The sequence below is a fragment of the Flavobacterium saliperosum genome (genome assembly GCF_900100625.1).
Lineage (GTDB): Bacteria > Bacteroidota > Bacteroidia > Flavobacteriales > Flavobacteriaceae > Flavobacterium > Flavobacterium saliperosum.
Genome location: NZ_FMTY01000003.1, coordinates 466,838 through 479,182, shown reverse-complemented (window position 1 = coordinate 479,182; position 12,345 = coordinate 466,838). Strand labels below are relative to the sequence as shown.

Genomic DNA, 12,345 nt, shown 5'->3' with positions numbered 1-12,345 from the left:
TAATTCTGACTTCCTAATTCGTTATGGATGAATTGCGTTTTGCTTCTTCGCCTTTGATGAAATCGAGTTCGGTTTGCGCTTCGGCTACCACATCGTCATAGGTGGCGAAATTTTTGATTACGCTTTCCAAAATGTAGGTGGCTTGGAAACTGTCTTTCAGTCCGTAGAAATTTTTCGCCATTACGATTAATCCTTTCGCACCAAAATATTTATATCCGGAATAATCTTTAGCCAGTTTTTGAACCAAAACATTTGATGCTTCGAATTTACCTTCTTTATTTTTGAAATAGGCATCATAAAATAACGCTTCGGCTGCTAATTCCCCTTTGGCAATTTTCTGTAGTTTGGCATAGGCTTCTTTAGCTTTAACTTCATCGTTGGTTTTGATTGCGGAACGTGCTACAATTATCTGGGCATCACTTTTAACCTTGTCATCAGTTTTTGCATTCGCTAATACTTTATCTGCATAAATTACAGCATTGGCGTACTCTTTTTGCTCGTAATAGCTTTTCATCAGATTGGATTGCGCAAAAGTTACGTTTTGCGGGAAATCAGCTTCCGATTCCAAACGCTGTAAAACTGAAATCGCTTTATCATACGTTTTGTTTTTCAGATGAATTTCACACAGACGCGCCAAAGACTGTTCCGTGAACTCATTACGGGATTTTCCGATAACGTATTCGTAGTTCGGAATCGCATTGGTTCCCAAACCATCCGCAAAATATAGTTGTGCCAGATAGAAATTGGCTTTCAAGGCATGCAATCCGTTAGGGAAATTGGCCAAATAACCACTGAAACCGGAAATGGCCTGCTTGCTGTTGTTTTGTAAATATTGTTTTTCGGCTGCGCTGTAGGTATCGTTATCCAAATCGGCATTCGACACTTCCACAAAATCCAATGTTTTTACCCAAGCTGCGTATTCATCTACTTTGTTGTTGTCCATGTAGATCAATCGGGCCGTCGAAACAGCTTGATTTGCTTCTTCCGTACGTGGGAACTTGGCAACCACTTCTTTGAATTTCACCAAAGCCTGCTGGTCCTTATCGTTGTTGTAATACACCAGTCCCTGACGCAGAATCGCTTTCGAAACATAGGAACTTCCTTTGTATTCAGCTTCCAGTCGGTCATAGGTTTCCACCGCTTTGCTCACGTTATTCTGAGCCACATACGTATTTCCTAATTCGTATAAGGCATCATCGGCATATTTGGATTTCGGATGCGCTTTCATGAACGAATTCAGGTTTTCGATTTTCAGGTCGTTTTTCCCCACAAAACCATAAGAAATCGCTTTTTGGAAATGCGCATAATCGGCATCCACACTTCGCAATTCGATGGCTTTATTGTAAGCATCCATGGCCGGCCAGTACTTCGCTGTAACAAAGTAACTGTCCCCCATTCTCAGGTAGGCATCATTGAGACGTACTCTATCATCCTTCGAAACATTGATATACTCCTGAAAATGCTTGGCAGCACTTTCGTATTCTTTCAGTTTGAAATAGGTATATGCCAAATTGTAATCGGCATTTTTGGCTTCCGGGACGTTTTTGGCTTCCGTGAAACCCGTAAATTGTTTGAATCCGATTAAAGCCTCACTGAACTGATCCAGATTGTATTCGGTTTCCGCTTTCCAAAAAGTCGCTCGGGCAGTAAACTTGGCGTCTCTTGGTTCGGCTATGGATTTTTTAAACAATGTTAAGGCCTCGTTATAATTCCCGTCGGTATACAATTCCAATCCTCTGTAAAAAGCCACTTTCTGATAGGCAGGACGGTTTTGCGGATTTTTGTTTTTCTCCAAAAGCGACAAGGCTTCTTTGTAATTTTTAGACGTGATGTACGAATTGATCAACAGGTTTTCGATTTCCTGTTTGTAAGCGGTTTGCGGATATTTGTTAAGATAGCCCATCAACACTTCCGGTACGCTTTGGTACGGATTTCCGATTTCGTAACTCAGCTTCGCGTAATTCAGATAGGCATCTTCCTGAATTTTGGCATCAAACTCCATTTCCGAAGCGGTTTTGAAAGCATTTAAAGCCTGTTGTTTTTTATCGGTTTTTAAATAACTTTCTCCCAAATGGTAGTAGGCATTTTGCGCCACACCATCCTGTCCGTCAATAATTTTATTGAATTGCGCAATGGCGTTTTCGTAATCACCGCCCTTGTAGTAGGCATATCCCAATTGGTAAAAATCGGTGTTGTTCCATTTTCCTTTTTTGCCTTTGTAGTTCAACAAGTAAGGAAGCGCTTTATCGTATTGTTTCAGGTTAAAATAACTTTCCCCGATGATTTTATTGAGCTCCGATTTTTCTTCGGCATTGGATTTCGACAATTGCGGCACACCCAAATCGATGGCTTTCTGAAAATTCCCTAATTTGAAATTCATATCCGCCTGGAAATAGGACATTTTTTCCTTGTATTTGTCCTGGTCCTGCACCTGATCGAAATACTGTGTCGCTTCCTTGTAATTGTCGGTTTCGTAAGCCATGTACCCTAAGTAATATTTCGCCTGGGAACCGAATTCTTTGGAATTGGCCACTTTGTTGAAATACTTGTCGGCTTCTTTTTTATTCTTAGCCGAAAAATAGCAATATCCCTTTTGAAAATTGAATTTCTCGCGCTCTTCATTGGTCATGGAACCTTCTTCCACACGGTCAAAATATTTTAATGCCTGCGGATAATTCCCCTGTTCGAAATAATAATGCGCCACTTCAATAAACGCCTGGTTTTGTTTGGAAGAGGTTGGATAGTCTTTCACAAAATCCTCCATCATGGCATCGGCACCGGATTGCTCCAGACGAATTGCACAATTGGCACTGTAATAGGCACAATCCGATTTTACTTCGTAATTGGAACTGGTGGTTTTGACTTTACTGAACAAAATCTGGGCAGCCTGATACTGCTTGTCCTTATAGAGAGCAACCGCTTTGTCGAAGTCGGTTAATTCATGAGTGTAGATGTTTGATTGTTGCGCTGAGAGATTTATGGCACTTAAAATGAGAGAGGTATAAAGAAACCTGTTCAATTTTCGCATAGTGTTTGGCTTTATTTAAAATTCAAATATATCAAATTCTTGTGGTAATAACGCGGAATTTCATTCGTTTATTATGGATGTTTTCAACAAATTTCGAGCCAAAGTTTTAACTAAGTTTCTGAGTAGCTGAGTAACTCTGAAACTTTAAAACCTTGAAACCCTGAAACTCAGAAACTCAGAAACTTCGTAACTCAGAAACTTTTATACTTTTTTTTGATTAAGTTCGTTGTACTTATTACTTTTACCAAAACAAAATCATACAACATGTCACAAACAATTCTTTCTTTAAAAGATGTAACCATATATCAGGAAAACAACCCCATTTTATCTAACGTTAATCTTGATGTGAAATCCGGCGATTTCATTTACGTGATTGGAAAAACGGGTTCCGGAAAGAGTAGTTTGATGAAAACCCTATATGCCGATTTGGATTTAACCGAAGGCGAAGGGACTATTGTGGATTACAATTTAAACACCCTGAAAGAAAATGACATTCCGTATTTAAGAAGAAAACTAGGTGTTGTTTTTCAGGATTTCAAACTTTTACCGGATCGAAATGTACACGACAATCTGGAATTTGTTCTGAGAGCGACCGGCTGGGCTGAAAAAGAAGAAATGCAGGTAAAAATCGAAGAGGTTTTGGATAAAGTGGGCATGAAATCGATGACCTCAAAAATGCCGCACCAGCTTTCCGGAGGAGAACAACAACGTGTTGCCATTGCACGTGCCTTGCTGAACGACCCCGAATTAATTCTTGCCGATGAACCAACCGGAAACCTTGATCCCCAAACCAGTGTGGAGGTGATGGAAGTGCTGAAAAAAATCAACCAGAACGGAAAAACCATCATTATGGCTACGCACGATTATGCGTTACTAATGAAGTTCCCTTCCAAAACACTGAAATGTGAGGACGGTAAAATTTTTGAAGTGGTTCAAAGATCGGTGTAATGATTTCCATTTTAATTCCAACATACAACTACAATGTGTATCCATTGGTTACGGAATTAAAAAAACAGGCCAATTCACTTTCCATTCCCTATGAAATTCTGATTCAGGATGATGCCAGTACTTTATTTTTAAAAGAAAATGAAAGCATCAACTCCCTGGAAAATTGTGTTTATGCTTTAAACCCTGAAAATCTTGGAAGAGGAAATAACATCAATGCTTTAAATTCAAAAGCCAAATTCGGTTACGTTTTAATCCTTGAAGCTGATGCTTTTCCTGAAAATGACAATTATTTGGAACCTTTTATTAAATCCATTTCAGATAAAACTCAGCTCGTTTTCGGAGGTGTTGGGTATCCTGAAACGAAACCAAACAGCGAACAATTACTTAGATGGAAATATGGAAAGGAACGCGAAAGCATCACAATCGAAGCGCGTTTAAAAAACCCGTATCATTTTGTTTTTACCTGGAACTTACTTGTAAAAAAAGAAATTCTGTCGCAAAATCCTTTTCCGGTTTCGGTTAAAGAATACGGTTATGAAGATGTTGTTTTCATAAAAAAATTAAAAACGCAAAACGTAAATATTCAACATATTGAAAATCGATTAATCCATTTTAATAATGAAGAGAGTATCGTTTTTATTCAGAAAACCGAAAAAGCGGTTCGCACTTTAAAACAACTGCTTGAAAACAAAGAGCTGACATACGAAGACACTAGACTTAGTAAAACCTATTCCCAATTGCGCCATTTAGGCTTAGAAAAGGGCATTGCTTTTTTATTCCGAAAACTTTCAAAACGAATGCTTTCGAATCTTACGTCTCACAATCCAAGTTTAATCGTACTGGACTTGTATAAACTGGGCAGTTTTTGTTCTCTTGACACCCAAAAGCAACCGACAAAATGAGAGTTTTACTAATCAATAATTTTAGCAGCAAAAACAAGCTTGGAGGCGTTGAAAACTACCTGCAGGAATTGATTGATTATGCTCAGAAAAACGATTCGGATATGGTTTTCAAGTGGTTTGGGAAGGACACAAAAAAATCAAGCTGGTACCAGAAATTATACAATCGTGAAATCACCGAAGAAATTATAGCCGAAATTGATTCGTTCAAACCGGATTTAATTCATTGTTTCAGTATTGGAGTGCCGGTCACTCCGCATTTCATGAAATATGTCACATCAAAGTCCATCCCTGTTTTACAATCGTTTAGGGATTATTATTACATCTGTCCGAAAAACTACATGTTAACCGATAAAGGCGAAATTCTTACCCGTCACGAAAGTGCACTGGACTGCATCTTACACCATCATCCCAAAAAAAACATTCTATTTGACAGTTTGTTGTATCTAAGACAATACTATCACAAGCAAATCATAAAAAGGCATATCTGTTATTTTTTAACGCCTTCAGAGAATTTAACCCATTTCATAGCCAGCCATTTTAAAGTTCCCGGGAAAACCTTGGCAAATCCGGCTTTACTGACCAATCAATCCCTTGAAACAAAGTCTGATTATTTGCTTTATGTGGGAAGATTGGAAAAAGAAAAAGGCGTACTCACTCTTTTGGAAGCATTTAAAAACACTGCTGCGAAATTCCCAAACGAAAAACTGATGATTGTTGGTTCCGGTTCCGAAAAAAAGGCACTTGAAAACTATGTTTCGATAAACAAGCTTCAAAACGTGCATTTTTTAGGAACTCAAGACCGTAACGAACTTGCAAACCTGTATTCAAAAGCAAAGTTTACCATTATGCCGAGCGAGATTTTAGAATCCTACGGCAATGTTATTCTGGAAAGTTTTGCCTTTAAGAAAACCGTTATTATCAGTAGTCTTTTAGGAATAGCTAACGAAGTAAAATCAAGTAACAGCGGTTTGGTATTTCCTTTTGGCAATGTAAAAAGATTAGAAGAAGCGATTGAAAAATTACTACGCGATGATAATCTGAAAAATGAAATGGAAACCAATGCCTCTGAATTTGTAAAAAACAGATCCTTTGAAAATCATTTTAAGGATTTGAGAAGTGTTTACGATATGTTACTCCGAAAGAGCTAAACGACACTCTTTTTAAACTCCTCAAAATCACGGATATAATCCGCTTCTTCAAAAACCTCGGAAGCCACGACCAAGCAAACTGCACCGGATGAAAAGTTTTTCAGTTCCCGCCAGATTCCGTTTGCAATCAATAAGCCTTCAAACGGCTTGTTTAAGGTAACGGTCTGCTCTTCATGCCCATCGTTTAAAATCACATCAAAACTTCCGGAAAGCGCCACTAAAAACTCCTGTTGTTCCTTATGCGAATGTCCGCCTCGCTCTGCCCCGCTTGGCACATCATACAAATAATAAACCCGTTTCATCTCGAAAGGGAGTACGTCTTTTTCAATTACGGAAAGATTCCCTCTTGGGTCTTCTATTTTGGGTATCCTGATGATGCTACTTTTCATTTTCTAATAATTGCAGCCATTTTTTAGCAACTTCCTTTGTTTCAAATTGAGAAACACTGGACTTTGCCTTATCACGGCATTTATGATACAAAACCTCGTCTTGCGCAAAGGTATTCATTTTGGAAGTCAAAGCTTTGAAATTCTGGTTTTCCACCAAAAAACCGTTTTCGCCATCGACAATCATTTCACTAGGACCCGTCGGACAATCAAAAGAAATCACGGGACGACCCAGACTTAACGATTCCAAAATTGCCATTGGAAAACCTTCATACAAACTCGAAAGCATCAAAAATTTTGCGTTTTTTATGTAAAAATAAGGATTTTCCTTAAAGCCAACCAAATGGACAAACGCTTCCAATTGCATGTCTTTAATGAGTGTTTTCAAAGAACGTTCCTCTTTTCCTTTTCCTAAAACAACCAGATGAATCCCTTTTTCCGGTAAAACCGATTGACGGTAACTTTCTATCAGTTTGTCAAATTGTTTTAATTTATGCAGTCTTCCCACTGCGATACAATAATCGAAAGAAAGCGGTACTTCCAAAGAAGTTAAATCAACTTTTTCATTATCAAAAGCATTTGAGATAACGACTGCTTTATCAAAATGATATTCCGCAGCCAACTTGTTTTTCAAAGCGGTGGAAACCACAACAACGTTATGTGCTTTTTTGAGTAAAATTTTCGCTATCCGGATTTTATCGGTCAAATACGTTTCCAATCTGTTGCTGTGGATGGTATAAATGGTCTTCATTTTAAAGTAAATAAAATACGTGAAAACCAATTCCATGAAAGGATTGATACGGTGACGAAAATCAATAACATAATCAAACTTCTGTTGGGCAAGATATTTTTGTAAACGAATGTATTTTTGATATTTGGAGTAGTTCCCGAAGTTAACCAATTTCCCATCGTAGGCATACTCCACCTGATCTTCCAAGACAACAACATGAACCTCAAAACCTAAAGAATGAAATATGCTTGAAGTTGAACTGAATACCCGTTCCAAACCGCCCTCGGCCAATTTGTAGCCTACAAGTGCAATTTTAAGTTTCTTTTTTTGAGCGTTTGCCATTCAGTTCTGACTAGGTTTCTTATTTTAGCATAAAAATAGTTTTAAAAACCCAATATGCAAAACTTTCCGCTAGTTAGTGTCATTTGTTTGGCTTACAATCATGAGGCCTATGTAGTGGAAGCGCTTGAATCAGTCCTAAATCAAAGTTATCCGAATATTGAACTGCTGATTGCCGACGATTGCAGCAGCGATGCTTCGGTTACTGTCATAGAGAATTGGCTGCAACACCACCCTACCATTCTGTTTTTTTCAAACAAAAAAAACTTAGGCAATACCAAAACTTTCAATACTGTGGCAAAACATGCCAAAGGAGACTATATTATTGATTTGGCTGCCGATGATGTATTGCTTCCGGATTGTGTTTCACGGCAAATAACGGCATTTCAAAACAGTAAATATCCCAATTTGGGAATTGTATATGGAAACCTTATTCAGATTGATGAAGCAGGTTCGTATTTAAACGATTATTATACTGCAGAAGACACTCCGGAAAGCGGAAATATTTATAAAATGGTAATTGGCCGTACCACGAAAATCTGCTCTGTTTCGTCGATGGTAAAGAAAACCGTTTTTGAGACTATTGGTTATTATGATGAAAACCTGGCCTATGAAGATTTGGATTTATGGATCAGGGCTTCACGGGTATTTGATTTTGAATACATCCCGGAAATTTTAGTTAAGAAAAGGGAACTTCCCACTTCGTTAAGCGCTCATTTCACAAAGAAAAACAGTAAAAAATCCAAACGGTTAAACCAATCGACTTACCAAATCCTGAAAAAAGCTTTCGAATTGAATCGCACAAAAGAGGAACACAAAGCGCTTTTAGGCCGCATTCGCTTTGAACTATACAAATTCATTACCTCCCGAAACTTTGTACTGACGGGCAAGCTTTTACTATTGGAAATGAAAGTGAGATGGAAAAGTATAATGTAAAATCAGATTTTAATTAGTTAAGATTTTTTTTTAAAAGTTTTCTAAACAAGACCAACATCAAAACGAAAGAAATGATATTGGCAAAGAAATAGGCTTTTACCGCTCCTGCCACATTTTCTGACTGAATCATAAAATACGCCAAACCGAAATACGCAACATTAAAGATAATCTCCACGGCAAAATAGCGCCTCATCATCGTTTTTACTAAAATCTGATACCCGAAAGCCAGACTCATCACCTTCAGCAAATCACCCAAAAGCTGCCAGATAATGATTTCCTTCACTTCTGAAAACTCTCTGGTTAAAGCGAGATTGACAATAAAATCCTTGAAAAAAAATATTCCGGCCACTAAAATCAGAAACAACGGCACCAGTGTTTTGAAATAGTTTTTGAGTTCGTTTATAAATTCGGAATCCGTTTTTAATTCGGCTAACCTTGGCATGTAGTATAAGGAAAGTCCGGAACTGAAAAACAACATGTAAAATCCGGATATTCGGTTTACCGCATCCCATATTCCCGCTTTCTCAACAGAATGGGTCTCAATCAATAAACTTCGGATGGAAATTAAGGTCAGCGGTACGATTATGGCACTCAAAAGAGACATCACCGAGAACCTTCCGATAACCGAAAAGTACTTTTTGCTGATGATCTTCTGCAAATCAAATTGGAAATATTCTTTGTTATTTATTACAAACAAAAGTGTTACTATCAACAAAACAATGTCTGAAACTGCTGTGGCAATTAAAGCGCCTTCGAGCCTTTTGAAATAAATCAGACTTACCGTAAGCGCAAAAGTAAAAACAGAAGACACTATCTGAATGAAAACGATTTTACGGAATTGTTGCAACCCGTTATAAACGGCAATCCAAAAGGTGTTCAGAACAATAAAAGGCAATAATAATCCGAAAAGTCGAATGGCGAAAGCATAATCAGAAGTAGTGAAAAGCAAACGGCTCAAGAATCCTGAAAACAAGGTAATCAGCAATCCCAAACCCACGGAAATCATGATAAAAATCCAAAAAAAAGTGGAATATATTTTTGACAGCTCGCTTTTATCGTTTTTGTTTTCAACGAAAAGACGTACCAAAGAAGCATTTACGCCCAAAGTCGACAACGATTTGAACAACGTTGTAAAATTCCTGAAACTTCCAATCAACGCCATCCCGGAAGGCCCGAGAAACTGTGCGACAATACGAACCGAAACAATCCCTAAAATAAAATTGATGCCGATGGAAAACGAGTTCATCGACAGGACTTTAATCAGCTTATTTTCGCGAAAAAAACTCACTTACAATTCCCGGATTATTCGGGCCGGATTTCCCGCCACGATTACATTATCAGGCACATTTTTCGTAACAACCGAATTGCTTCCCACAACCGAATTATCACCAATCGTTACGCCTTTTAAAACCGTTACATCCGAACCTATAAAAACGTTGTTTCCTATGCTAACTTGTTCAGAAGGCGGATTCTGATGGAATCTTTCGGATGGCTTTAAATGATGAAAATCACTGTCGGAAACCACAAAATTAAGTCCGACAAGCACGTTATCGCCAACGGTTATTTTTTGCAGGGCCACCATCGAAAACCCATTATTTAACCTGACATTATTCCCAATTTCGATACTGCTTTCCGGGTTTCTGGCTTCGATATAGCCGTACCCTGAATAAAAACCAGGGGACAACTCCACGCCTATTTTTACCTTATTCCCAAAACGGATGCTTCCAGCGCCTTTCAGTAAAACAGGATAAGCGATTTCGGGTGTTCCGGAAACCGAATTGCAGTCGGACAACGCTTTGTACTTCCAAATGCGGAGGCTGACAAAAAGGACGGTCTTTATTTTTCTTAAAATCCCCATTAATACGCGTTTAGGATTTTTATAATGTGAGTAACTTCACCTTCTTTTAAAACCGAACTCATCGGTAAACTCAGTACCTCCCGGTGAATTTGTTCCGTTATCGGAAAGGATAAATGATGGTAGTCTTTCATCGCTTTTTGCTTGTGTGGCGCTATCGGATAATGAATCATGGTCTGAATACCGTTTTCTGATAAATATTGTTGCAATTCGTCTCTTTTTGGCGTTCGGATAACAAACAAATGAAACACATGATTATCGGAACCTTCCTGAAAAGGCAAAATTATTTTATCATTTTTTATTTCCGACAAATAGCGTTTTGCGATTATTCTTCTTTTGTCATTTTCAGCATTCAGATGAGGCAATTTAATTCTCAAAAAGGCGGCCTGAAGTTCATCCAATCGGGAATTGAACCCCAAATAATCGTTGTAATATTTTTGTTGTGAACCGTAATTGGAAAGCGATTTGATGGTTTTTGCGAGTTTTTCATCGTTGGTTACTACAGCGCCGCCATCGCCCAAACAACCCAAATTTTTACCCGGATAAAAACTGAAGGTTCTCGCATGACTGCCTTTGAATTGAAGTCCGTGTGCCTGAGCCGCGTCTTCCACTATCAGTAAATTATGCTTGTATCCGATTTCCATGATTTCATCCATCGGAGCCAACTGACCGTACAAATGAACAATCAGCATGCCTTTGGTTTTGGCGGTGATTTTTTCTTCAATAGCCTTCGGATTGATGTTATATGTATTTATGTTGGGTTCTACTAAAACAGGCACCAAACCCGCATGAAGGATTCCCAAAATCGAAGCGATGTAGGTATTGGCCGGAACAATGATTTCGTCCCCTTCCTGAAGATATCCCATTTCGATGTAGGCTTTGAAAGTCAGAATAATGGCATCTAAACCATTTCCAACGCCCACGCAATATGTCGACTCGCAATAGGCCGCAAATTCCACTTCAAAAGCTTTCACTTCATCCCCTAAAATATACCAGCCTGTCGCTAAAAAATCTTTCAGTTTTTCCTGAAAAGCGATTTCAAAAGGTTCGTTTATGGCTTTTATGTCTAAAAAAGGAATCATAATTCTAATGTATAAAAATCCTGATTGTAAACGCTGCACCCCAATTCTTCTTTCTGGTTAAGCAATCCCCAATTAACGTTTTGCCCACCGTTTTCATGGACCGTTCCCATATCAAAAAAATGCTTGCCCCGCTTTTGATAGTGTTCCAATAAATGGATAAACAAATAATCAAGCGCTCTCAATTGCTCACCAAGCTTCGTAGTGGCGCCATACTGCGACTTGACAACCCAATCCGATTCAAAAACAGTGATACCCGCTACAATTTCATCGTGATGGTACACCGAAAACTGTTTGATCTGTTGCGGAAAAATACGTTGTAGTTTTTCAATTTCTTCCAATGAATGTACCGGTTTTACATCGTATTTTTCAGATAATCTGGGCAAAAGAACAAGATTCCAAAACGATGCGAAATCGTCTGTCTGTTTATAGGAAAGATCAAACTCGCTAACCCGTCTGAAGTGCTTCAATTTGCTTTTGGAAATAGTCAACGGCTGATTTAAATTAACGGCCAGATTCATATCTTTTCGATACAGGACGGCTCCACGCTGAAAAAGGAACCAATCGGTTTGCTGCTTGCCTCCCGAAGCATAAAAAGTAGGTAACTGCTTCAAAAACAAATTCTTAAACTGTTGTTCCCTTAAAAATGCAATTACTGCGTCAACAACGGCTGAAACAGCTTCCGATTTGAGTTTCTCCTGAGTTACAAATCCTCCGTAGGTCAACCCCTGATGTGAAAAAATCTCATCCCCTTTTCTATTGGCCGGTAAAACACACACCAGTTTCGTTCCATCTAAAACCAGCAGTGAAAAATCTTCAAAACGATCGGAATGGTACTCCATAAAATCCCTATGAAAAAGGAATGTGGCATTCTTGGCCTGATGTATAAAATCATTCCAGAGCGCATAATCGGTTTTTTGGTATTTTCGGACGGTATAGTTTTTCACAAAGCCTTGATAAACTTCGGAAAAGTACTAATTTTTAACCAAATAAA

11 protein-coding genes are annotated in these 12,345 nt (G+C 38.4%); 4 read left to right on the top strand and 7 right to left on the bottom strand.

What is annotated here, in order from left to right; translation table 11 throughout:
- Positions 1 to 13: 13 nt before the first annotated feature.
- Entirely contained in the window at positions 14 to 3,028 is a 3,015-nt protein-coding gene (locus BLQ05_RS08540; RefSeq protein WP_023576958.1) for a tetratricopeptide repeat protein, read from the bottom strand.
- A gap of 264 nt (positions 3,029 to 3,292) precedes the next feature.
- On the opposite strand from BLQ05_RS08540, the gene BLQ05_RS08535 reads away from it, so the two are divergent.
- From BLQ05_RS08535 to BLQ05_RS08525, 3 genes are read left to right on the top strand one after another with little or no spacing between them, the layout of a single operon-like run.
- Positions 3,293 to 3,976, top strand: a complete 684-nt coding sequence (locus BLQ05_RS08535; protein WP_023576959.1) for a cell division ATP-binding protein FtsE — start codon at positions 3,293 to 3,295, stop codon at positions 3,974 to 3,976.
- The gene (locus BLQ05_RS08530; protein ID WP_035654651.1) at positions 3,976 to 4,878 is read left to right on the top strand and encodes a glycosyltransferase; all 903 of its coding nucleotides are present in this window, start codon (positions 3,976 to 3,978) and stop codon (positions 4,876 to 4,878) included. Before BLQ05_RS08535 ends, BLQ05_RS08530 begins: the two co-directional genes overlap by 1 nt.
- Positions 4,875 to 6,026, top strand: coding sequence for a glycosyltransferase family 4 protein (locus tag BLQ05_RS08525; protein ID WP_035654652.1), 1,152 nt, complete (start codon positions 4,875 to 4,877; stop codon positions 6,024 to 6,026). The genes BLQ05_RS08530 and BLQ05_RS08525 overlap by 4 nt, the downstream gene beginning before the upstream one ends.
- Here the strand turns inward: BLQ05_RS08525 and BLQ05_RS08520 are convergent.
- Positions 6,023 to 6,415 carry a sugar 3,4-ketoisomerase gene (locus BLQ05_RS08520; RefSeq protein WP_035654657.1) on the bottom strand — a complete coding sequence of 131 codons (393 nt, stop codon included), beginning with the start codon at positions 6,413 to 6,415 and terminating at the stop codon, positions 6,023 to 6,025. The two genes, BLQ05_RS08525 and BLQ05_RS08520, sit on opposite strands and share 4 nt — an antisense overlap.
- On the bottom strand, positions 6,405 to 7,484 hold the full coding sequence (locus BLQ05_RS08515) for a glycosyltransferase (RefSeq protein WP_023576962.1): 1,080 nt from the start codon (positions 7,482 to 7,484) through the stop codon (positions 6,405 to 6,407). Before BLQ05_RS08515 ends, BLQ05_RS08520 begins: the two co-directional genes overlap by 11 nt.
- A gap of 54 nt (positions 7,485 to 7,538) precedes the next feature.
- Here BLQ05_RS08515 and BLQ05_RS08510 point away from each other — a divergent pair, with 54 nt between their 5' ends.
- Positions 7,539 to 8,417: a glycosyltransferase family 2 protein gene (locus BLQ05_RS08510; RefSeq protein WP_023576963.1), complete on the top strand. Its 879-nt coding sequence runs from the start codon at positions 7,539 to 7,541 to the stop codon at positions 8,415 to 8,417.
- A gap of 13 nt (positions 8,418 to 8,430) precedes the next feature.
- Here the strand turns inward: BLQ05_RS08510 and BLQ05_RS08505 are convergent, their stop codons facing one another.
- The 4 genes from BLQ05_RS08505 to BLQ05_RS08490 are packed head-to-tail and all read right to left on the bottom strand — an operon-like array spanning position 8,431 to position 12,298.
- Entirely contained in the window at positions 8,431 to 9,705 is a 1,275-nt protein-coding gene (locus BLQ05_RS08505) for an O-antigen translocase (RefSeq protein ID WP_143000926.1), read from the bottom strand.
- Positions 9,706 to 10,275, bottom strand: coding sequence for an acyltransferase (locus BLQ05_RS08500; protein WP_035654660.1), 570 nt, complete (start codon positions 10,273 to 10,275; stop codon positions 9,706 to 9,708).
- Positions 10,275 to 11,354, bottom strand: a complete 1,080-nt coding sequence (locus tag BLQ05_RS08495) for a DegT/DnrJ/EryC1/StrS family aminotransferase (RefSeq protein WP_023576966.1) — start codon at positions 11,352 to 11,354, stop codon at positions 10,275 to 10,277. Before BLQ05_RS08495 ends, BLQ05_RS08500 begins: the two co-directional genes overlap by 1 nt.
- On the bottom strand, positions 11,351 to 12,298 hold the full coding sequence (locus tag BLQ05_RS08490) for a GNAT family N-acetyltransferase (RefSeq protein WP_035654662.1): 948 nt from the start codon (positions 12,296 to 12,298) through the stop codon (positions 11,351 to 11,353). The genes BLQ05_RS08495 and BLQ05_RS08490 overlap by 4 nt, the downstream gene beginning before the upstream one ends.
- Positions 12,299 to 12,345: the final 47 nt, after the last annotated feature.